This is a genomic window from Thermodesulfitimonas autotrophica (assembly GCF_003815015.1).
GTDB lineage: Bacteria > Bacillota > Desulfotomaculia > Desulfotomaculales > Ammonificaceae > Thermodesulfitimonas > Thermodesulfitimonas autotrophica.
The window spans coordinates 626,439-646,728 of sequence record NZ_RKRE01000001.1 but is presented as its reverse complement, the minus strand read 5'-3'; the positions used below and the strand labels follow the sequence as shown (position 1 = coordinate 646,728).

Below are 20,290 nucleotides of genomic sequence, written 5' to 3'. Positions count from 1 at the left end.
GGGAGGTTCTTGCGCCACACGAAGATAGTCTGCACCATCGGTCCGGCGAGCGAAGATCCCGCCGTGATCGAAGCGATGCTCCGGAGCGGGATGAATGTGGCCAGGATCAACATGTCCCACGGCACGCAGGAGGAGCACCGGCGGCGGCTGCGGGTTCTCCGGGCGGTGGCGGCGAAACTCGGCCAGAACTTAGGCATCCTTTTGGATATCCGGGGCCCGCGCATCAGGATTGGGGATTTTGAAACGGGGCCGTTTCGTCTCGAGACGGGCGAGGAAGTTGAGCTGATTCCAAAGGATTTCAAAGGCACCCGGCGGCGGATCCCGGTCAACTACGAGGGGCTCGTTCGCGACGTGAAACCGGGCAACATCATCTTAGTGGCCGATGGTCTGGTGAGCCTCCGGGTTTTAAACACGACCGCAGAAGGCGTTCTCTGCCGTGTGGAAACAGGTGGTGAGGTAAGCGCCCGGAAGGGCGTTAACCTGCCGGGGGTCAAGGTGAACCTGCCTTCCCTCACGGAAAAGGATGTCGCCGACATCAGGTTTGGGATTGCCGAAGAAGTGGACTTTATCGCGCTTTCTTTCGTCAGGCGGGCTGAGGATGTGCTTGCAGCCCGGCGGCTGCTTGAGGAAGCCGGTGCCGATATTTCCCTTATTGCCAAGATCGAGAACTGGGAGGGCCTCGAAAATCTTGGGGCGATCCTGAAGGTGGCCGACGGGGTGATGGTCGCGCGCGGCGACCTCGGGCTCGAGATTCCCACGGAGGAGGTCCCTTTAGCGCAAAAACGAATCATCGAGGAGGCCAATGCCGCCGGCAAACCGGTGATTACGGCCACGCAGATGCTCGAATCGATGATTCACAACTCACGCCCGACCAGGGCCGAGGCCAGTGACGTCGCCAACGCTATCTTCGACGGCACGGACGCGGTGATGCTTTCCGGGGAAACTGCCATCGGGCGCTACCCGGTCGAAGCGGTGGCCGTTATGGCCCGGATCGCGGCCCGGACGGAGGAGGCCCTGCCTTACGGTGAGTTTCTGCGGCGGCAGCAGGCCGCGGCGAAACATTCCGTAACGGACGCCATCAGTTTTGCTACCTGCACGGCGGCCGAGGATCTAGGAGCGGCGGCGATCATCACCGCCACGCAGACCGGCTACACAGCGCGGATGGTGGCCAAGTACCGGCCCCGGCCGCCGGTCGTTGCGGTTACCCCCCACGAGAAAGTGGTGCGCCGGCTGGCCCTGGTATGGGGCGTCTTCCCGCTTTTAGTCGCGCCGACTGAGAGCACCGACCAAATGATTAAGGCGGCAGTGGAAGCGGCCGTAGCCGCGGGTTACGTCCGGGCCGGCGACTTACTTGTGATTACCGCCGGTGTTCCGGTAGGTGTGCACGGCACGACGAACCTGCTGAAAGTCCACACGGTGGGTAACGTAGTGGCGCGTGGCGTCGGAGTCGGGACGCGGGCCGTAAGCGGGCCGGCGCGGGTAGTCCACACGGCGCGGGAGGCGCTGGAGCGAGTGCAGTCCGGCGACATCCTGGTTGCGCCGGCCACCGATAAGGAGTACATCCCGGCGTTGGAACGGGCGGCGGGGGTGGTTACCGAGACGGGCGGGATGACCTCGCACGCTGCGATTGTAGGGCTTGAATTCGGTATTCCGGTGGTCGTAGGCGTCGAGGGCGCGACTGCCATCATTAAAGATGGTGCGCTTATCACCCTTGACCCGCAGCGGGGTGTCATTTATAGCGGGGTGGCGCGGGTTCTATAGGATGAAAAGGGTACCGGCGTGGTCAAGGTGGTTGGTTGCCCTCTTGGTCCTGCTGGCGCTTTGCCTCACCGCAAGCGGGTGCCGGGAGAAAGGTGAGAGCGCCTCAGTTAGAGCGGGGCTTCCTGCGCAGGACCTGCCGGCAGCGACAGTAACGGCGCGAGTAGTGCGGGTGATTGACGGTGACACGGTAGTGGTGCGCTTTGAGACGAGCCCGGCGGTGAGCCCCTCCGGGAACGGTTATTCCCTCCGCGTCCCCGGCGGCTGGGTACGGGTGGGAAGGGAGGAAAAGGTCCGGCTTATCGGGGTGAACGCGCCGGAAACCGGGTCCGGGCAGAGGGAGGCGGAGATGTACGGGTGGGAAGCAAAGGCCTACACCCGGAAGCGGACGCTAGGCCGGGTTGTGCGTCTGGAGTTCGACGTCGAAACCCGCGACCGTTACGGGCGGTTGCTGGCGTACCTTTACCTCGACGGGAATCTTTTTAACCGGGAGTTGGTGAAGGAAGGTTACGCTCAGGTCTATACCGTTCCGCCCAACCTTAAATATACGGCGGCGTTTCTATCGGCCCAGCGGGAAGCACTGGAGGCGGGGCGGGGCCTGTGGCAGAGGCGCCATTTCGTCACCGGTCCGGTAATAGGCAACTCCCGGACCTACACCTACCACCTTCCGGGTTGTTCCGGGCTCCCTACTCTGGCTAACCGGGTCTATTTCCGCAACGAAAGAGAAGCGCTAATGTCCGGATACCACCCTTGCCGGAAATGTTGCCTGCAGCGACGGCTTGAGGGCGGGAAGTGAACGTGAAGGAATTCATCCTGGATTATCTCGCCTATTTCGGTATTGGCGGCCTGCTTTTGAGCAGCCTGGTGGAGGCCCTGGGCGTTCCTTTTTTTCCCGGTGGGATAATGGTCATCTTGGCCGGGTTCCTGGTGGCCCGGGGCTACATGACCTTCCCTGCCGCCCTTCTGGCCACCTGCACCGGCTTCATCACCGGTTCAGCCCTGGCTTATCTTTTAGGCGTTAAGCTTGGGGGACAGGTTTTTGAACTCGGGGGCCGCCTGCTCAAGGTTACGCCCGCACGGTTGGCAAAAGCGCGGGCCTATCTCGGTTATTCGGCGCCAGGCTTCGTGGTCTTCGGTCGTTTCATCCCGGGAATCAGCAACCTGACGCCCTACCTTGCCGGGGTAGGGCAGCTGAATCCGGCGCTCTTCCTCGCCCTGACCGGTCTTTTTGCGGTATGCTGGGCCACGCTCTACCTCGCCCTCGGCGTTTTTTTTGAAAAAAGCTGGGCCGAAGTTACCGGGCGCCTGCAGCCCTTTCTTCTTCTCGGGGGGCTACTGGGCCTGGGGCTTTACCTGTACCTCATCGGGCGGCGGAAAAAAGTTGGCGGATGCTAAATTTTCTTGCAGGCTTATCCTGTTTTTGGTTTAAAACTAACTATATAACGCAGGGATTTCATTCCTTTAAAACCGAGTTGCCGGGTGTATTCCTTAAATGGAGCCCGGTAAAAGCGGTCCGGAAATAAGGGGTTTTTAAAGTCGATGGATGAGGAAACCCTCCGGGATTTGCTTACGCGGGCCCAGCGCGGGGAAAGCGAAGCGCGAAACGCTTTGCTTGCGGCATACCGCAAATTTATCGCTGACAGTGTCAACGCCTATCTCCGGCACGCCTCTTTGAAGCGGCGGAACGACGAGCTAAGCGTGGGCATGATTGCCTTTGACGAGGCAGTTACCAGATTCCAGCCGGAGCGGGGGGTGCCCTTTCTGGCTTTTGCCCGGCTGGTGATTAAGAGCCGGCTGGCCAACTATCTCCGCCAGGAAGCGCGGCACCGCGAGGCGGCCTCTGCCCTCGAGGTGTCGGATGCGCGGGTCGAGATGCAGGTGGCGGCGGCCCGGGATGAGGCGCTGTGGGAAGCGGTGGCTCAGGACCGGGCGGAGGAGATCAGGGACTACGAAAAGCTCCTGGCGGCTTTCGGCATCACCATAGAAGAGTTGGTGGCCCTCTCCCCAAAGCACGCCGACTGCCGCGCGTCCCTTATCCGGGCGGCGACCTTGCTGGCTCAGGAAGAAGAATTTTTCCGCCGGTTCGCTACGGGGAAGCGCCTGCCTTTGCGCGAGATGGCGCGGCGGACCGGGCTGAGCCCCAAGGTGATTTGCAAGCACCGGAAGTACCTTCTGGCCCTCGCCATCATCTTCCGCGAGCCGGAGCGCTTCATCTATTTGCATTCTTACTTGAAAGGACTCGCTAAGGGCAGGATGGCACATGCGGGGAATGCTGGTTAAAGACAAAGGTGAAGAGGGGATCGTCCTCACTCCCGACGGCGCTTTCGTCCAGGGAAAGGTTGAGGAGGCCGCTTCTCTCGGGGACGAGGTAGAGGTCGAACCGCCCCTATCGCGACGGTCGTTCTGGTGGTTGGCCGCGGCGGCCGTGGCGGTGGTCTGCCTCGGACTGGCACTTTACCGGCTCGCCGTGCCGGCGCCGTGGGCCTATGTGGCCGTGGATACGGTTCCGAGCGTAGGACTGGCGCTTGATTCGCGGCTGGTAGTTACCAGGCAGGAGGCGCTTAACGTCTGCGGCGAGGAACTGTTAGCCGGCGAAAAACTGGCCGGGAAAACATTTGCGAACGCCCTTTCCTTCCTCCTGGTGCGCCTGCGGGCTGAGGGTTACCTTCAGGAGGCCGCCGGTGATCTGGTTCTTGTTACCGTGGCGTCCCGCAAGGAAGACGAGCGGCTGGCGGCGGAAAGGGTCGCCCGCCTGGTGGCAGCTTCACTGCCAGCCGGCAGGGGCACGGCGGTGGTGGTGGCCAGGGTGGACCTGGCGACGCAGCGCCAGGCTGCGAAGGCGGGGCTCTCGCCGGGACGCTACCTGCTCCAACAGGAACTCCAACAGTCTGGGGTCAAGCTGCAAGGGCGAAAGGTCGGGGAAATGCCGCTGCGTGCGCTCGAGGAGGCCTACGGAGTGCGGGTGGCGGCGCTTATGGCGGGTAAGGCTGCGGTTGTAGTTTTGGGTGGTGACCGGAACGGAAAGAAACCGGGCGGCGAACTGCCGGGACTGCTTGCAGCGCCGGTACCTCCGGCGAAAGCAGAATGATGCGTCTGGTTGAGGCGGCACGGCCGAAATAAAATTTTGGGGGTCCGCTTCAAGTTTGGTCTCAAGGGGGCTTTAAGGGTAAAGTCCCCCTTGGCGTTTTAGAGGGGCCGCCTGTTTTTGCTGGAGGGCTGTTGTCCTCGCCGGGAGGGTAAGGTATGATTACTTTGACGGGCAGCCGCTCCGGGCAGAAATTTGCGTAGATGCGTGGTGGTTATGAAGGAGCTTGATTTGAACCAGCAGGTGATTCTCGAGGGGCGTTATCTCTGGCGCGACGCGGCGGGCCGCGTGATCGAGACCCCGGAAGAGATGTTCTGGCGGGTGGCCCGCGCGGTGGCCGCAGCGGAGGCCCGCTTCGGGGCGGATTCCAAGACAGTTGCGGCCTGGGCAGAGCGCTTTTTTGCGCTGATGGCGGCGCTCGACTTTCTGCCTAACAGCCCGACGTTAATTAACGCCGGACGGCAGGGGGGACAGCTTGCTGCCTGCTTTGTCCTGCCGGTCGAGGACAGCATCGAGGCGATCTTCGAGACCCTCAAACAGACGGCGCTCATCCACAAGAGCGGCGGGGGCACCGGTTTTGACTTTTCCCGGCTCCGGCCCAAAGGGGATCCGGTCCAATCGACCGGCGGGGTGGCTTCCGGGCCGGTGAGCTTTATGCGCATCTTTAACGCGGCCACCGAGGAGGTAAAGCAGGGCGGGGTGCGTCGGGGGGCCAACATGGGCATCCTGCGGGTCGACCACCCCGACATTTTCGGGTTCGTTGCCTGCAAAGAAAAAGAAGGGGAAATGCGGAATTTCAACATCTCGGTGGCGGTGACCGAGGAATTCTTTGGGGCTTACGCTGCGGACAAAGATTTCCCGCTCCGCTTCGGAGGGCGGGTTTACCGCTCGGTCCCGGCCCGGGAACTCTTCGACTATATCGTCGCGCACGCCCACGCTACCGGAGAGCCCGGACTCCTCTTTCTCGATGCGGTCAACCGGGCCAACCCAACGCCGGCCTTGGGCCGGATCGAGGCGACTAATCCGTGCGGGGAGCAACCGCTTTTACCCTATGAGTCCTGCAACCTTGGTTCCGTTAACCTGGCGCAGATGGTTAAGGAGCGAAGCGTTGACTGGGAAAAGCTCCGCACCGTGGTGCGCGATGCGGTCCGCTTTCTCGACGACGTGGTAGAAGTGAATAGCTTCCCGGTCCCGGCAATAGCGGCAGCGACGCGTAGAACGCGCAAGGTGGGCCTCGGGGTGATGGGCTGGGCCGACCTGCTCTTTCTGTTGCGTATCCCTTACGATTCCGAAGCGGCGTTGCAGCTTGCCGCTGAGTTGATGGGTTTCATCCGGGCGGAGGCGCGGGCGGCTTCCCGGCAACTGGCCTCCGAGCGGGGAACCTTTCCGGCCTGGGATAAATCCGTCTACTATCCGGATCTGCCCCTACGCAACGCCACCCTGACGACGATCGCGCCTACGGGGTCGATCAGCGGGATCGCGGGGGTCAGCTCCGGTATTGAGCCGGTTTTTGCGCTCAGTTACACCCGGACCGTTTTTGACCGAAAGAAACTGTTAGTGGTCAACAAACCTTTTCTCGCCTACCTTGCGGCGAACTTTCCGGAGGCGCAGCGGGAGGCGATCCTGAACGCGGTTTACCGCAACGGGACCCTGGAAGGGGTTACAGAACTCCCGCCGGAGGATAGGGCCATTTTCAAAACCGCTTTGGAGATAGCGCCGGAGTGGCACCTGCGGATGCAAGCGGCCTTCCAGCAAGCTACCGACAACGCGGTGAGCAAAACGATTAATCTGCCGGAGACGGCTACGCAGGCGGACGTGGCGGCGATCTTCCGCGCGGCCCACGCCCTGGGGCTCAAGGGCCTGACGGTTTACCGGACCGGTTCCCGGAAGGACCAGCCGCTCGCGCTACCGGCAAACTGCCGCCCCTGCCGGATTGAGTAGTTCGGGGGCGGGGAAGATAGAGCCCTGGAAGGAGAAAAGGGAAGCGGGCCGTTGATTTTTGGGGTTAAAGGGATATAATTTAGTCCGGTTAGTTATGATTTTACCGGAGGCAGCCGATGCGCTTGCGGTTCTGGGCGGCGATTTTAGCGGGTAAAGGCGCTTACCATTTGAGCCGGATCACCGGCGGGCGAGGCTCGTCGCTACCGGGCCTTGTGGCGCTGCGCCTTTTCCCGGAAATGCTGGGCGCGTTTGCCCGCCAAGCGCGTTGCGGTGCCGTGATGGTGACCGGGACCAACGGTAAGACGACGACCAACAACATGCTGGCGCGGGTGCTCGAGGCAGAAGGAGCGCGGGTGGTGGCCAATAGGGAAGGCGCCAACCTCGTAACGGGGGTCACAACCGCTTTCATCCGGGCCAGCGGGCTCGGCGGGCGGGTGGGCTACGACTGGGCGGTTTTAGAGGTGGACGAAGCCGCCTTCCCGCGGGTGGCCGAAGTTGTTCGGCCGCGAATCGTGGTGGTCACCAACTTTTTCCGCGACCAGCTTGACCGTTACGGCGAACTCGACAAGACCGTTTCCTTCATCAGGAGCACGGTGGCGAAGTTGCCCGCCACGAAATTAGTCCTTAACGCCGACGACCCCTTGGTCGCCATGCTCGCCGATACGGGGCGCGAGGCGCTCTTTTTCGGGCTGGGGGCTCCCACGCGGGGAGAGGAGGCGCAGGGAACCACCAGGGAGGCGCGGTTCTGCCCTTACTGCGGGCAGGAGTTTACCTATGACTACTACCATTACAGCCAGCTCGGCGCCTACCGCTGTTCCGGTTGCGGTTTTGCCCGGCCGCGTGCCCAGGTGGAGGCGCTCAGCGTCCAGACGCTGAACGGCGTGACGCGTTCGGTGGTCCGGGTGAGGGACGAGGTGCTCACCCTCACCCTGCCGACGCCCGGCTTTTATAACGTTTATAACGCCCTTGCCGTTTTTGGGGCGGGGCTATGGCTTGGGATCGCGCCGGGAAAAGTAGCGGCAAGCCTCCACCGGTACGTGCCCGCAACCGGGCGACTCCAGGAGTTCGTTTACAAAGGCCGGCCGGTCTATCTTAACCTGGTAAAAAATCCTGCCGGTTTCAACGAGAGCCTCAACCTCCTCACAGCCAGTCGCGAGCCGAAGGATGTTTTTATTGCGCTGAACGACAACGATGCGGACGGGCGGGACATCTCCTGGATTTGGGACGTGGATTTCGAGCGGCTCGAAAACTGCAAAGAAATCCTCCGTTTTGTCTGCGCGGGGAGACGGGCAGCGGAGATGGCGCTGCGCCTCAAGTACGCGGGCATCCCGGTCCAGAAGATCGAGACCTGCAGCCACTTTGCCGCTGGTGTGCGGCGGGCGTTAGAGGGTTACGGGAGCATTGTTTACCTGTTGGCGACCTACACGGCTCTCTGGCCGGTCGAGAAGATCCTGCGGCGTCTTGCTACGGAGGTTAACGGTGCTGACAGTGTGTCACCTGTACCCCGATCTTCTTAATCTCTACGGGGACCGGGGGAACATCATCGCCTTTACGCGGCGGGCCCGGTGGCGTAATATTCCGGTGCGGGTGCTGGGGGTGCGACTCGGGGAACCGGTTGATTTCCGGGAGGTTGATTTTCTTTTTTTAGGTGGCGGTTCGGACCGCGAGCAGAGCCTTATCGCCGCCGACCTCCAACGGCGCGCTGCGGCTCTTAGGGCCGCGATCGAGGCGGGACTGGTGGTGCTTGCCATTTGTGGCGGCTACCAGCTGCTCGGGCGGTTCTACCGGACGCTCGACGGGACGGAAATACCGGGCCTCGGCATCCTCGATTTTTACACCCAGGCGGGGCGAAAGCGCTTGATCGGCAATATCGCGATCGAGGTCGAACTCGAAGGGAAAAAGATCCGGGCCTGCGGTTTCGAAAACCATTCGGGGCAGACCTACCTCGGGGCGGTAAAACCGCTCGGCCGGGTGCTCCGGGGTTACGGCAATAACGGGCGTGACGGTTGGGAGGGCGCCCGCTACAAAAACGTGTTCTGCTCTTACCTCCATGGCCCCCTCCTCCCCAAAAATCCGGCTCTTTGCGACCACCTCCTGCGCCTATCGCTCAGGCGGCGCGGCCTTGACGGGTACCTCGCGCCGCTCGACGATTCTTTCGAGAAGCGGGCTAACGAGGTGATGCTGCACCGCCTGGGTGTTAAGGGATAGGGGTCTAAAGATCAGCCTCTCCGCGTAAGAATACAACCATAAAGAAAATTTTTTCACAAGCCCCTTGCGGCGGCGTGGGCTATTTGGTTATAATGTGTGTAGAATATTGTATACAAAATGCGCCGCTGCGAGCGGAGAGGAGGAAGGTAGAATGTATCTGGTGACCTGGATTGAGGGCGAGGAGGTCGAGTACCGGTTGCTACCTTCCGAGGAGGAACTTCCGGAAGAGTTAGAGGAAGAGAAAAACTCAATCGTGGTGGAGATTGAAAACGCTCCCATGAACTGATTAACAGGCCGCGCGACGCGGCTTTTTTATTGCCTATCTTGCCGCTCCGCGCGGAGAAACGTGGCGAGGTGCCGGACCGCGATTTTTCCGGTGAGGTTGTGGCGCTCCAGGCCGTAGCGGAGGAAGAGGAGGCAACCGGGGTTGTCGGTGACCACCGTGGCGGCGCCCGTCCGGGCAAGCGCGGCAACCTCGGCGTCAAGCAGGGCCAGGGCCACGTCGGGGTGGCGCAGCAGGTAGGTGCCGGCACTGCCGCAGCAGCCGAGGTGCGGTGCGGGTAGTATTTCCACGCCGGGCAGGCGGGAGAGGACTGCCGGCAGCGCGCTGGCGTGCGCCGTGTTTCGCAAGAGGCAGGACTCGTGGTAGGCCACCTTTCCCGGCGCGGCCGGCAGAAGAGGCGGGGCGGTCTCCCGCAGGAATTCGGCTAGCTCGCGGACCCGAACGGCAAAGGATCGGGCTGCGTCCTGCGCCGGGGACGCTGCGGGGAAAAGTTCCGGGTACTCCCGGAGGTGGACGGCACAGGCAGCCGCCGTAACGACGACGAAATCATAGGGCTCTGCCGCCGCGAAGGCGTCCAGATTTTGCCGGGCGAGCTTGGCGGCGGTTTTTTTGTCTCCCAGGTGATAGGCGAGGGCACCGCAGCAGGTCTGGGCCGGGGGGATGACGACCGTGCAGCCGGCCTGGCGGAGCAGCGCGATGGCGGCGTCGTTGGTTGCGCGGAGCGCGCTCTCCATAAGGCAGCCGGTGAAGAAAGCCACCCGCCATTTCTCCTCCGTGCGGGCGGGCAGAAGAGATGTGCGCCGCGGGGCCCGCGGGGGAGCAAAGGGGGTTAAAAGGGCGGCGAGGAGGGCGAGGGTTTCAGAAAGCTGGCCGGGAAAAAGTTTAAGGAGCTGCAAGAACGTCCGGTCCAGGAGATGGAGCAGCCGCAGGGCGAGTCTCAGACGCCCCGGTGCGGGGATGATGGTGCGGGCGGCAAAACGGAGTAGGCCCGCTATGAGGCGCCCGGTAGGCGAAGGACAGGACAAAGTGGCGCGCGCTTGGACCGCGCGGGCGGGGCTGGCGCCCGCGGGACAGGCGGCCTCGCAGGCCCGGCAGCCGAGGCAGCGGTCGAGGCAGGCGCTGGCGACCGGGGAAAGCGGCCTGCTACTGAGGAGGACCAGGCGGCCCCGGGGGGAATCCGGTTCGCGCGGGGCGAGGCGGTAGGTCGGGCAGACGGCGAGGCAAAAGCCGCAGCGGCTGCAGCGGTAGGGGTCGGGCTTCTGCACGAAAGGGTTCGGGACCTCTGTCATTTTACACCTTCCGCCGGCCAGATCTTACCGGGATTGAGGAGACCGCGCGGGTCGAAAACTGCTTTAATCCCCCGCATTATGCGCACGCATTCCTTCCCTACGGCGGCTTCGAAATAGGGCGCCTTGAGGATGCCGACGCCGTGTTCGCCCGAGAGGGTCCCGCCGCAGGCGAGTGCTTCCCGGAAGATTGCGCTTATGGCGGCTTCAACCCGGGCGGGGTCAGTTTCCTGCGGGTCGAAGAGGATGTTGGGGTGGAGGTTGCCGTCGGCGGCGTGCCCGAAAACGGCGATTGCCAGCCCGGTTTCTGCGCCGATCCGCACAACGCTGCGGATGAAAGCCGGCACCCGGCTTACGGGGACCACCACATCCTCGCCGATTTTCGCCGGGTAGCGGCGCACCAGGGCCCCCGAAACGTTGCGCCGCAACTGGTAAAACTCTTCGCGTTGCTTTCCTGCCGCCGTCCAGGTTGAAGATGCGCCGGCTTGCCGGCAGAGCGTTGCCGCCTCTTCTACCTGACGGGAAACGGTTTCCGCCGGCCCGTCGATTTCGATCCAGAGCACGGCCGCCGGCGGTTCGGTCCAGAGCGCGGGCGCCGCGCAACTAAGTGCCGTCCGGTCGATAAGCTCAAGGGCCGCTGGAACGATGCCTGCACCCGTAACCGTGATCACGCCTTGAGCGGCAGCCTCAAGTTCGCTGAACGCGGCCACCAAGCCCGCCGTTGCTTCGGGGAGGGGAAGGAGCCGGAGGATGGCGCCGGTAATGATGGCGAGCGTTCCTTCGGACCCGCAGAGAAGGCCGGTGAGGTCGTACCCGGTAGCATTTTTAAGCGTCCGGCCGCCGGTCTGAATCACGGTGCCGTCGGCGAGGACCGCCTCCAGCCCCAGGACGTAGTCCCGGGTGACACCATACTTGAAGCCGTGGGGCCCGCCGGCGTTGGTGGCGATATTACCGCCGATAGTGGCGACAGAGGCGCTCGAAGGGTCGGGCGGGTAGAAGAGGCCAGCCGCTGCCGCGGCGGTGTGCACTGTGGCGGTGGTAACACCGGCGCCGGCGACGGCGACGCGGTCTTCCGGGTGAACGGCGAGCGCACGGAGGCGGGTAAGCGCCAGGACGATCCCTTGCGCGGCGACCGCGCCGCCGGCCAGTCCCGTTCCCGCGCCGCGCGGTGTGACGGGTACGCCGGTTTTGGCGGCTATCTTCATTACGGCGGCCACTTCAGCGGTGGAGCCGGGGAGGAGTACCGCCTGCGGTGTGCCTGCCGCCACGGAAGCGTCACGGGCGTAACAGGCTACCAGAGCCGGGTCGGTGAGGACCCAGTCCGTGCCGAGGAGCCGGGTTGCCTCCGTTAGAAAGCTTTTGTAAGACACGTCAGTGCCACCCGCCGGAGCATCTTGGGGAAAAAGTTCGGTGCCCCCAGGCGACTTTCCTGCCGTATCTTGATGTTCGCCGCGGTCCTTTTTGCCGGCGCCGGGCTTCTTGTGGTTCAGGCGGCACTATGATTTTGCGTCTAAATTCTTTGGCTGGCGGCAGGGTTCGGTGCGGCGCTGCCGAATTAAAGCGAGTATGAAAGAGGAAATCTTTGCGTTACTGCGGGCGGCGGACTGGGACGGGTTGGTGGCGCGGGCGCGGGAGGACAGGCGCTTGCTTACTGCGCTTATCGGCGTGCTTTACCACCCCGACGAGTTTTTGGCGTGGCGGGCGGTTGAGGGGTTTGGACGCGTGGTTGCGGTGCTGCTTCCGGAGGATGAAGAGTTCTGCCGGGACCGGATGCGGCGGCTGTTCTGGGCTTTAAACGACGAATCGGGAACGAGCGGGCGCTTTGTGGCGCCTGCTGTCGGCGAGGCGGTGGCGCGGGCGCCCGACTTCTTGGGGGAGAATGCCCTCATTCTCCTTAACGCGCTGGATGAGCCTTACCTACAGGCGGGGGTCGCCTGGGCTTTCGGGCGTATCGGGGGTGTGCGGCTGGAGCTGGTCCAGGAAGCGGTGCCGGAGATAGGCAGGTTGCTCGGGAGTCCCGACCCGCAGGTGCGGGGATGCGCTGCCTGGGCGCTCGGCGAGATGGGTGCGGCCGAGGCCGCTGCCGCCCTGAATAAGCTTACCGGCGACGCCGCGCGGGTTAGAATATACCTGGACGGTAACCTGACCGAAAAAACGGTTGGGGAGTTGGCGGCGGGAGCGGTGGCGAAGCTGAAAGCGAAGACAGCTTGACGGTCGCCGTTCAGCGTTCAAGGTTGAGCGTCCCGTGGCAGACGTTCGGGGTTAAGGTTTGTAGCTTGCGGCGGGTGATCCGGAAGGTCCGGGGTGCGACGGTGGCGGTCCGGTTTGGGGTAGGGTTTTAAGGAATGCGGGAATTTTTGCTTGCGGTTTACGAACGACTTTTCGCGCATTTCGGCCCGCGTCACTGGTGGCCGGCGGAGACCCCCTTTGAGGTGATCGTGGGGGCCATCCTTACGCAAAACGTTGCCTGGAAGGGGGCGGCTCAGGCCATCGCCAACCTGAAGGAAAAAGGCTGGCTTGCGCCGCGGGCTCTCCTTGAGGCTCCGGAAGAAGAGCTGGCGGCCCTTGTTCGCCCAGCCCGCTACCACCGCCAGAAGGCGCAAAGGCTCAAAGATTTTTGCCGGGTCGTAGTCGAAGAGTGCGGCGGCGACCTGGAGGTGCTGTTAAAACAGGACGTGGCGCCGTTGCGGCAGCGGCTTCTATCCATCCGCGGCATCGGGCCGGAAACCGCCGATTCCATTATCCTTTACGCGGCGGAAAAGCCGGTCTTTGTCATTGATGCTTACACCCACCGCATCTTCCACCGGTTAGGGATTTTTCCTGCCCGGGCGCGGTACGCGGAAATGCAGGCCTTTTTCATGCGCCACCTCCCGCTGGATGTCAAGCTTTTCAACGAGTACCACGCCCAGCTTGATGCCTTAGGACATCATCTGTGTCTCAAAAGGGCGCCCCGCTGCGGGGAGTGTCCAGTTTTATCTTTCTGTAAAAACGCGGCGACAAACCCGAGGGAACCCTACTGTGGGAGGATGTAAATTTTAAGCCGGGAGGTGAGAAAATGCCCTTCCTCGGAGCCCATATGTCGATCGCCGGTGGCGTGGCGCAGGCGCTTTTGCGCGGGCAGAGTATCGGCTGCGAGGCGGTCCAAATCTTCACGAAGAACGCGCGCCAGTGGCGGGTGAAGCCTTTCGCGCCGGAAGAAGTGGCCCGTTTCCGGCGGGTATGGGAGGAAACCGGCATCCGCGCGGTTTTTGCCCACACCTCTTACCTCATCAACCTCGGCGCCGCCGATGCCGAACTCTGGCGCAAGTCGGTGGCGAGCTTTATAGAGGAGATGGAGCGGTGTGCCGCGCTGGGGTTGCCTTATCTCGTCACCCATCCGGGGGCCAACCCGGACGAGGCGGCGGGGCTTGCGCGTATAGGGGCAGCGCTCGACGAGATCCTGCGGCAGACCCAAGGTTCCGGGGTGATGATTCTCCTCGAAACGACTGCCGGGCAAGGGGCGAGCATCGGCCACCGCTTCGAGCACCTCGCGTGGCTTATCCGGGAAAGCAAATACCCGGAGCGGCTCGGCGTTTGCTACGATACCTGCCACACCTTTGCCGCCGGCTACGATATCCGGACGCCGGAAGCTTACGCGGAAACCTTCGCGCGCTTCGACCGGGTAATTGGCCTCGAGCGCCTGAAAGCGGTTCACCTCAACGACTCTCGCGGGGTACTGGGCAGCCACCTCGACCGCCACGAACATATCGGCGCAGGGAAACTTGGCCTTGATGCCTTCCGGCTGCTCCTTAACGACCCGCGCTTCCGGGACCTCCCGATGGTGCTCGAGACGCCGAAGGGACCGGATCTGCGGGAGGATATCGAAAACCTGCGCGTGTTACGCAGCCTGCTCAAAGGTTAGGCGTTGCTCTTCTTAAAGCGCCATGCCTAATTTCTCAGAGAGGCGCTGCCGGTAAAGCGCGAGTAGCTGCTGGTAACGTTCGGGGTCAAGGGGGCCGCTTCCCGAAGGCGTTTCAAAGTAACGCCGCGGTACCCGGAGATTTTCCAGGCTGAAGCCCAAACGCCTCTTAACCTCCCACTTCAACCGGAATATCTCGCGCCCGACCCGCTTTAAGTCCTCAGGGGTTACGGCAACACCCACCGCGCCCAACGCCGTGGCGGTTGCCTCCGGTGTGTAGATTCCCCGGGCGAAAAGGCAGATGACCAGGGAATTAAGCACGTTGCGCCACTCTTCCTCTTCGATAAGGTACTCAACGAGCGCGGCGTCTTCGAAAGCCGCGCCGTGCTTCTGGTCGAAGGAGTATCCGGCGTTGCAGAGGTGCGAGTGGCGCGCTCCCACGCTGTGCCCGAGGAGAAAAGCGTAACCGGTGTGGTAACCGGCCATCTCGTGGCCGCCAAGGGTCAGGGCGAAATCCGTGCCGCCGTAGCGGGCGGTGGCTTGGGCCAACCCCCGGCCGAGTTCCCGGTAAAACTCGTTGGGCGGTGCGGCAAGGTATTCAGCCGCCCGGATGTAGCCCGTTTCGTCGCCGAACTGCAGGGGCAACAGGGTTTCGCTCTCGGTAATCAGCCCCTGGGTTAGCGCTTCCGTCGCCCAGGCGAGGACCACCCCGGTAGAAATTACGTCGAGGCCCGTTGCTTCTACCGTATCGAGCAGCGCGTAGACCTTGTCTACCGTATCGAGGCCGAGCAACGGCCCGAGAGCGTAAATCGGTTCGTAGTCGTAAGCAAGGGTGGTGGAGATGTAACCGTAGCCCTCGGGGTGGGGCCGCCGGTAAATCCCTACGTGGATACACCCCACGGGGCAGCCGGTGCAGGAGAGAATGCGCGTGAGCGATTGCGCGCCAAAGGTTTCGCCGCTGACGGCTTCGGCAGCGGTAAACCGGCTGGCCTGAAGGTTCAGCGTTGGCAGGCTGCCGCTGCGGTTGAGCCGCAGGATATTTTCGGCGGTGCCAATCTGGTGGTATTTAGCCATCCGGGGGGTTTTAACCGCCTCGGTGTAAATCTTCTCGTAGGCGGCATTATAAGCCTTCGGGTCCTGGATCGGGTAACTCTTGGTGCCGTCCACAACGATCGCCTTGAGGTTCTTGCTCCCGAAAACGGCACCCAGCCCCAACCGGCCGAAGTGGCGGAAAGTATCGACGTTTACCCCGGCGAAAGCTACGCCGTTCTCTCCCGCTGGGCCTATCCGCCAGGTGCTCCGGTGTCCCCGCCCGGGCTCCCACTCCCGGAGCAGGCGGCCTGTTTCTTCGGTATCCAGACCCCAGAGCCCCCGGGCGTCCCGGAAAAAGACCCCCTCGCGGTCGATTCGCAGGTAGGTAGGCTTTGGCGCGCGACCCTTGATTACTACCGCGTCGTAGCCGGCGAAGCGCAGCGAGAGGGCCGCCCGCATACCTGCGTAGCTCTCCCCCCACTCTCCGGTCAGCGGGGAGCGAAATACTGCTGCTACCTTGGTCGCCAGAGGAAAGATGCCGGAGAGCGGCCCGATCGCAAAAATGATTGGTTGCGTCGGGCTTAAAGGATCTTCATCCCAGGCCGCATTTTCTAACATCAGTTTAGTGGCAATGCCGACCCCGCCCAAGTAGGGTTTAAGGTCCGGCCGCTCCCTTACAGAAAAGGTATTGTGCTCTAAGTCAATATTGAGAACGCGCAAGAAATCGCCTTCAAACATTTTTCTGCTCCTCCATCGCCAGGACTTCCTGGGGGCAAAAACGAGCGCAACTGCCGCACTGGATACAGATGATCGGGTAGCTTTCATCGTCAAGGCGGATTACCCGCGCAATGCAGGCATCAACACAGGCGGCGCACCGGGAGCACTTCGCTTTTTTGAAAATCACGCCGCCACCCGGCCGGGGGGTAAGCGCCCCGGTGGGGCAGGCTTGGGCGCACGCCGGCTCAGTGCAGCCGCGGCAGATTTCGATCCCCCATTTGCTCTGCAGGCCGCCCCGCGTTCGCACTAAGATAGCCGTCTTAACGATGGAGTGACTCCGGAAGACGTGGCGGGCGCAGGCAAGCATGCAGGAGTAGCAGCCGATGCAGCGGTCAACGTCTTTGACGCGCAAAGTCTTCATGAGATTCCTCCGTCATATTTCTCCGCTTATTATGGTTCATTTTCGGGATATTTCGCCCCGGAGCAAAATTTTCCTGCGGCCCGCCCCCAAAAAAAATGCCGCTCACAGCGGCAGATAGCGAAACGCGTACAAAACCGAATCTTACGTTGGTACGTTGAAGATTTCATCCCGGAGCGGCAGCGCGTTTTTGTCTGCCAGCCCGAACCTGAGCCACTGAAGGGCGAGCCGCGCTAATTCTTCGTCGTTGGTCTTGATGCGTTCCACCAGGCCGGGGGAAATATCGAAAATTTGCAAAAAGCGGCTCTCGAAGACGAAGCGGCGGAACGCGTCCAGATCGTAGGCGGCAAGGTAGATCATCCTGGTGATCTTTGGGTTCGTAATCTTATCGCGCGGGAATTCTAACCGTGCCAGGGCGTCGTTGAAGAGGCGGTCAATCTCCCGCTGGAAGAGCACCCCCTGGTCGGCCAGCCAGTCTTCGAGGAAGCACTCTTTCGCTTCGTTGAAGCCGAGGCACACGGCCGGGTCCGCGATGATTTCGTAGTAATCTTCGTCGTTGTTGTAGCTGAGCGGGTAAAGCCGGCACGACCAGGGCCGGTCGCTATAAATGGAGCAGCCTTCCGGCGTGACGAAGGGGCAGCTTTTTTCCGCGTCGTCCCTCATCTTGAGGAGCACCACCGGCAACCCCGTGTTGGGCGCGACGAACTGGAGCGTGTGCTTTTCTAAAAACTCGGTCGAAGTCATGTTGAGCCGGCGCTTCATCCGGAAAACGTCGGCCGGGGTAAGAAAGATGTTGACGTTCCGGCAGCAAGAATTAAAGCATTTCAAACCGGGACGGCAGGTGAAACGAAACTTGTCACTCGGCGTGATAATTGTTCTTGGTTGTTCGTTCGTCAGGACCATAAAGCATCCTCGCTTTCTATGCGGTTCTTGGCTGGCCACGGCTTTGGCCGCGCCGTCCTTGCGAATTAGTTTTCAGAAAATTATTCAGAAAACTACTTAATTATAAGCTGATTTTTCGGTTGAAAGCAAGAAATAAATATAATCTTTGCTTGGGGGTTAACGGCTGTCCCGGCCGCCGCGTTTTGTGCTATGATAGTCAAGGGGGGTATTAGTGGACCGGTTTCCCTTACGCTTGCAGGCCAGAGGGATGGCCCTGGCGGGCGTCTTGTTGGGCATTTTTTTGCTCGTGGCGGGCTTGGTGCGGGGGGAAGCGCTCACGCTGCTGCAAAAGGCGGCGCGTATCTGCTTGGAGTGCATCGGCCTTGGGTAGTGCGTTGCGCAGCAGCAAGTTAGGTCGCCGGCGCCGCTCCCTGCAGTTGGCCGCGCTTATCTTGGCCAACGGCTACTGGCCGGGGTTGTTCGCGGCCACTATTTATCGGGGACCGGTGAAGGTTCTGTGCGTCCCTTTCCTTAACTGCTACTCCTGCCCGGCGGCCCTTTGTTCCTGTCCGGTCGGCGCTTTTCAGGGCTTCCTCGCGGCCACCCGCGCGGTTAGCCTCTACGTTGGCGGATTCTTGCTTCTAACCGGCTTTGCGGCCGGGCGCCTTTTCTGCGGCTGGCTCTGCCCCTTCGGTCTCCTCCAGGAGTTGCTTGCCGGGAGGCGGGCACGCCGGCGCCTCCCGGGCGTCTGCGGACTCTTAAAGTACGCAGTGTTACTCTTGACCGTGCTGTTACCGGTTTTGTGGGTGAGCGAAGCGGGGTTGGGAGCACCCTACTTCTGCAAGTACCTCTGCCCGGCGGGCACGCTCGAGGCCGGGCTGGTGCTGGTGCTGGCGCGACCGGAGCTGCGGGCGCTTGCCGGCTGGCTCTTCGCTTGGAAGGTGGCGGTGCTCGCCATCTTTTTGGGGTTGATGCCTTTCATCTACCGCGTTTTCTGCCGCACTGCCTGTCCTCTCGGTGCCTTCTACGGACTTTGCAACGGCGTAAGCTTATGGCGGCTCGAGCGGGATGTTTCGCGGTGCACCGGTTGCGGCCTTTGCCGCGAAGTCTGCCCGGTTAGCGTTCCGGTCGATAAAAACCCGAACCACCCCGACTGCTTCCGGTGCTTAGAGTGCACCCGGGCCTGCCCCGTGGGAGCGCTCAGGTTTACCTGGAACGGGGCGGCAGGGGAGGAGTCAGGGGAAAAACCCGGTGCTGGTGCGGGTAGCGGCACTATTCTCTATGGAGCTGGGGGGGCGGGTGAGATGAAGCTAAAGAGAACGGCGGCGGTGCTGTTAGCGGTGGCGGTAATAATAGGACTTTGCGGTTGCCGCTTTACCGGCAGGCCGCCGGAGACGCGCGGTGAGCGGGCGCCGGCCTTTACGGCACCGCTTTCGGGGGAAGGGAAGGAGGTCCATATCCCGGACGATTTCGCGGGGCGGGCGGTAGTCTTGCTTTTCTTCAGCCCCGGCTGACCCGGGTGTGTGAAGGAAGTGCTGCAGTTGCAGCCGTACGTGTCAAAGTGGCGGGCACAGGGGATCGCGGTTTTTTTAGTCACGCAGGAAGAAGGCCCCACAGCTGCGTTTCTGGAAAAAGCGCGTCTTTCTCTTCCGGTGCTCGTAGACAGCCACGGCGAGGTTGCTGCTGCCTACGGCGTGGCGGGCATCCCCCATACGGTCTGGATCGACAAGGCGGGCTTGATCCGGCACACGAGCGTGGGCTGGAACGAGCAAAAACTCAAAGAATTCGACGCGTTGGCCGCTGCGCTTGGTAAGTAAGGTCCCGAAATTGTTGCGGCGGGGTGCGGGGGGGCAGGCATGGGAGCGCAAAAGGCACGCGATCTCATAGTAGCAGTGGTAGCGGTGAAAGGCCGGTGCCCGGTTTACCGGGAAGGCGACAGCTTCACGATTGCGGCGGGATTCAAGCTTCTGGCGCGGCAGCCTCTGTGCCTGCACGCGCTCGCGGTAATCCTTCCTTATTACGTGGCCCTCAGCCGCGGCGTCTCGCCGGTGGCGCTGGGCCTGGCGCGTGCGGGGGATGCCGCCTATCTGCAGTGCCCCGACCCCTGCGACCTGACGGGTGGCGGCACGGTGGTCTTCCGGGTAGAGCCGTTACGGTAGGAGGGAACAGCGTGGACCCGCTAGCGGTCATCCGGAAGTATTACGATCCGGATTCCGAGCTTTACGCGATTTTGGTAACGCACAGCCGTCTGGTGGCGCAGAAGGCGCTGGCGGTGGCAAGAAGGGTGGCATACCTTGGCCCCGACCTGAAATTCATTGCGGAAGCGGCGCTCCTGCACGACATCGGCATTTTCTTAACCCGTTTCCCGGAGATCGGCTGTTACGGCTCCCACCCTTACATCTGCCACGGCTACCTCGGCCGGGAACTCTTGGAAAAAGAGGGGTTCCCGCGCCACGCTCTGGTTTGCGAGCGGCACGTAGGGGTAGGGATCACGCGGGCGGAGATTGAAACGCGGCGGCTTCCCCTCCCTGCGCGAGACATGGTGCCGGTGACGCTGGAGGAAGAGATCGTCTGTTTTGCCGACAAGTTTTTTTCTAAGGATAAGGGCCAGCTAACCCGCGAGAAAACACCGGAAGAAATTAAAAGCAGCCTGGCAAAATTCGGGCCGGAAAAGGTGGCCCGGTTTGCGGCGTGGCTCGAGCGGTTCGGGGAAAAGTAAGCTGCTGGTTACGGCGCCCTGGTTCTCGGTCCCTAAATTTACCTTTTTCTTCTTGACGTTCCC

The 20,290-nt window shown here is 62.2% G+C and carries 22 protein-coding genes; 17 read left to right on the top strand and 5 right to left on the bottom strand.

Going from position 1 to position 20,290, the window contains the following annotated elements:
* Positions 1–9 precede the first annotated feature (9 nt).
* From pyk to EDD75_RS11420, 9 genes are all read left to right on the top strand, one after another.
* Complete coding sequence (pyk, locus tag EDD75_RS03245) at positions 10–1,761, top strand: pyruvate kinase (RefSeq protein WP_123927946.1); 1,752 nt, start codon at positions 10–12, stop codon at positions 1,759–1,761.
* 1 nt (position 1,762) lies between these two features.
* Positions 1,763–2,554, top strand: a complete 792-nt coding sequence (locus tag EDD75_RS03240) for a thermonuclease family protein (RefSeq protein ID WP_123927943.1) — start codon at positions 1,763–1,765, stop codon at positions 2,552–2,554.
* Positions 2,555–2,556: 2 nt separating this feature from the next.
* Entirely contained in the window at positions 2,557–3,153 is a 597-nt protein-coding gene (locus tag EDD75_RS03235; protein ID WP_123927940.1) for a DedA family protein, read from the top strand.
* Positions 3,154–3,297: 144 nt separating this feature from the next.
* Positions 3,298–4,038 carry a sigma-70 family RNA polymerase sigma factor gene (locus tag EDD75_RS03230; protein WP_123927937.1) on the top strand — a complete coding sequence of 247 codons (741 nt, stop codon included), beginning with the start codon at positions 3,298–3,300 and terminating at the stop codon, positions 4,036–4,038.
* The gene (locus EDD75_RS03225) at positions 4,019–4,846 is read left to right on the top strand and encodes an anti-sigma factor domain-containing protein (RefSeq protein ID WP_123927934.1); all 828 of its coding nucleotides are present in this window, start codon (positions 4,019–4,021) and stop codon (positions 4,844–4,846) included. Before EDD75_RS03230 ends, EDD75_RS03225 begins: the two co-directional genes overlap by 20 nt.
* 213 nt (positions 4,847–5,059) lie before the next feature.
* Positions 5,060–6,784 (top strand): adenosylcobalamin-dependent ribonucleoside-diphosphate reductase, encoded by a 1,725-nt coding sequence (locus tag EDD75_RS03220; RefSeq protein WP_123927931.1) that lies wholly within the window; start codon positions 5,060–5,062, stop codon positions 6,782–6,784.
* 116 nt (positions 6,785–6,900) lie between these two features.
* Complete coding sequence (locus tag EDD75_RS03215; RefSeq protein ID WP_123927929.1) at positions 6,901–8,301, top strand: Mur ligase family protein; 1,401 nt, start codon at positions 6,901–6,903, stop codon at positions 8,299–8,301.
* Positions 8,264–8,992: a type 1 glutamine amidotransferase gene (locus EDD75_RS03210; protein ID WP_123927927.1), complete on the top strand. Its 729-nt coding sequence runs from the start codon at positions 8,264–8,266 to the stop codon at positions 8,990–8,992. Before EDD75_RS03215 ends, EDD75_RS03210 begins: the two co-directional genes overlap by 38 nt.
* A 151-nt stretch (positions 8,993–9,143) precedes the next feature.
* Positions 9,144–9,278, top strand: coding sequence for a hypothetical protein (locus EDD75_RS11420; protein ID WP_281277430.1), 135 nt, complete (start codon positions 9,144–9,146; stop codon positions 9,276–9,278).
* A 26-nt stretch (positions 9,279–9,304) separates the two neighbouring features.
* Here EDD75_RS11420 and EDD75_RS03205 read toward each other — a convergent pair whose 3' ends face one another.
* Positions 9,305–10,564, bottom strand: coding sequence for a (Fe-S)-binding protein (locus tag EDD75_RS03205; protein ID WP_123927925.1), 1,260 nt, complete (start codon positions 10,562–10,564; stop codon positions 9,305–9,307).
* A complete protein-coding gene (locus EDD75_RS03200; RefSeq protein ID WP_123927923.1) occupies positions 10,561–11,931 on the bottom strand; it encodes an FAD-binding oxidoreductase in 1,371 nt (456 codons plus the stop codon). The genes EDD75_RS03205 and EDD75_RS03200 overlap by 4 nt, the downstream gene beginning before the upstream one ends.
* Positions 11,932–12,100: 169 nt before the next feature.
* Between EDD75_RS03200 and EDD75_RS03195 the strand changes: the two genes are divergently transcribed.
* From EDD75_RS03195 to EDD75_RS03185, 3 genes are all read left to right on the top strand, one after another.
* Positions 12,101–12,772, top strand: coding sequence for a DVU0298 family protein (locus EDD75_RS03195; protein ID WP_123927921.1), 672 nt, complete (start codon positions 12,101–12,103; stop codon positions 12,770–12,772).
* A gap of 134 nt (positions 12,773–12,906) precedes the next feature.
* On the top strand, positions 12,907–13,593 hold the full coding sequence (locus EDD75_RS03190) for an endonuclease III domain-containing protein (protein WP_123927918.1): 687 nt from the start codon (positions 12,907–12,909) through the stop codon (positions 13,591–13,593).
* Positions 13,594–13,616: 23 nt separating this feature from the next.
* The gene (locus EDD75_RS03185) at positions 13,617–14,462 is read left to right on the top strand and encodes a deoxyribonuclease IV (RefSeq protein WP_123927915.1); all 846 of its coding nucleotides are present in this window, start codon (positions 13,617–13,619) and stop codon (positions 14,460–14,462) included.
* Between the two features lie 12 nt (positions 14,463–14,474).
* Here the strand turns inward: EDD75_RS03185 and EDD75_RS03180 are convergent, their stop codons facing one another.
* The 3 genes from EDD75_RS03180 to EDD75_RS03170 all read right to left on the bottom strand — a co-directional run bounded on the left by EDD75_RS03180 (position 14,475) and on the right by EDD75_RS03170 (position 17,529).
* Positions 14,475–16,229 (bottom strand): aldehyde ferredoxin oxidoreductase N-terminal domain-containing protein, encoded by a 1,755-nt coding sequence (locus tag EDD75_RS03180; RefSeq protein ID WP_123927912.1) that lies wholly within the window; start codon positions 16,227–16,229, stop codon positions 14,475–14,477.
* Positions 16,222–16,629, bottom strand: coding sequence for a 4Fe-4S dicluster domain-containing protein (locus EDD75_RS03175; protein ID WP_123927909.1), 408 nt, complete (start codon positions 16,627–16,629; stop codon positions 16,222–16,224). The genes EDD75_RS03180 and EDD75_RS03175 overlap by 8 nt, the downstream gene beginning before the upstream one ends.
* A gap of 141 nt (positions 16,630–16,770) precedes the next feature.
* Positions 16,771–17,529, bottom strand: coding sequence for a YkgJ family cysteine cluster protein (locus tag EDD75_RS03170; RefSeq protein ID WP_123927906.1), 759 nt, complete (start codon positions 17,527–17,529; stop codon positions 16,771–16,773).
* 211 nt (positions 17,530–17,740) lie between these two features.
* On the opposite strand from EDD75_RS03170, the gene EDD75_RS11150 reads away from it, so the two are divergent.
* The 5 genes from EDD75_RS11150 to EDD75_RS03150 are packed head-to-tail and all read left to right on the top strand — an operon-like array spanning position 17,741 to position 20,227.
* Positions 17,741–17,899 (top strand): CD1871A family CXXC motif-containing protein, encoded by a 159-nt coding sequence (locus EDD75_RS11150; RefSeq protein ID WP_170157630.1) that lies wholly within the window; start codon positions 17,741–17,743, stop codon positions 17,897–17,899.
* Positions 17,892–19,022: a 4Fe-4S binding protein gene (locus EDD75_RS03165; RefSeq protein WP_123927903.1), complete on the top strand. Its 1,131-nt coding sequence runs from the start codon at positions 17,892–17,894 to the stop codon at positions 19,020–19,022. The genes EDD75_RS11150 and EDD75_RS03165 overlap by 8 nt, the downstream gene beginning before the upstream one ends.
* A gap of 9 nt (positions 19,023–19,031) precedes the next feature.
* Positions 19,032–19,325, top strand: a complete 294-nt coding sequence (locus tag EDD75_RS03160; RefSeq protein WP_123927900.1) for a redoxin domain-containing protein — start codon at positions 19,032–19,034, stop codon at positions 19,323–19,325.
* Positions 19,326–19,364: 39 nt separating this feature from the next.
* A complete protein-coding gene (locus tag EDD75_RS03155) occupies positions 19,365–19,667 on the top strand; it encodes a TIGR04076 family protein (RefSeq protein ID WP_123927898.1) in 303 nt (100 codons plus the stop codon).
* 11 nt (positions 19,668–19,678) lie between these two features.
* Positions 19,679–20,227: an HD domain-containing protein gene (locus EDD75_RS03150; RefSeq protein ID WP_123927896.1), complete on the top strand. Its 549-nt coding sequence runs from the start codon at positions 19,679–19,681 to the stop codon at positions 20,225–20,227.
* Positions 20,228–20,290: the final 63 nt, after the last annotated feature.

Bases quoted from the DNA above. Each gene is read 5' to 3' on its own strand.
- EDD75_RS03205 (WP_123927925.1), bottom strand. From the start codon at position 10,564: ATGACAGAGGTCCCGAACCCTTTCGTGCAGAAGCCCGACCCCTACCGC.
- EDD75_RS03215 (WP_123927929.1), top strand. From the start codon at position 6,901: ATGCGCTTGCGGTTCTGGGCGGCGATTTTAGCGGGTAAAGGCGCTTAC.
- EDD75_RS03190 (WP_123927918.1), top strand. From the start codon at position 12,907: ATGCGGGAATTTTTGCTTGCGGTTTACGAACGACTTTTCGCGCATTTC.
- EDD75_RS03220 (WP_123927931.1), top strand. From the start codon at position 5,060: ATGAAGGAGCTTGATTTGAACCAGCAGGTGATTCTCGAGGGGCGTTAT.
- EDD75_RS11420 (WP_281277430.1), top strand. From the start codon at position 9,144: ATGTATCTGGTGACCTGGATTGAGGGCGAGGAGGTCGAGTACCGGTTG.
- EDD75_RS03180 (WP_123927912.1), bottom strand. From the start codon at position 16,229: ATGTTTGAAGGCGATTTCTTGCGCGTTCTCAATATTGACTTAGAGCAC.
- EDD75_RS03230 (WP_123927937.1), top strand. From the start codon at position 3,298: ATGGATGAGGAAACCCTCCGGGATTTGCTTACGCGGGCCCAGCGCGGG.
- EDD75_RS03240 (WP_123927943.1), top strand. From the start codon at position 1,763: ATGAAAAGGGTACCGGCGTGGTCAAGGTGGTTGGTTGCCCTCTTGGTC.
- EDD75_RS03225 (WP_123927934.1), top strand. From the start codon at position 4,019: ATGCGGGGAATGCTGGTTAAAGACAAAGGTGAAGAGGGGATCGTCCTC.
- EDD75_RS03185 (WP_123927915.1), top strand. From the start codon at position 13,617: ATGCCCTTCCTCGGAGCCCATATGTCGATCGCCGGTGGCGTGGCGCAG.
- EDD75_RS03170 (WP_123927906.1), bottom strand. From the start codon at position 17,529: ATGGTCCTGACGAACGAACAACCAAGAACAATTATCACGCCGAGTGAC.
- EDD75_RS03155 (WP_123927898.1), top strand. From the start codon at position 19,365: ATGGGAGCGCAAAAGGCACGCGATCTCATAGTAGCAGTGGTAGCGGTG.
- EDD75_RS03175 (WP_123927909.1), bottom strand. From the start codon at position 16,629: ATGAAGACTTTGCGCGTCAAAGACGTTGACCGCTGCATCGGCTGCTAC.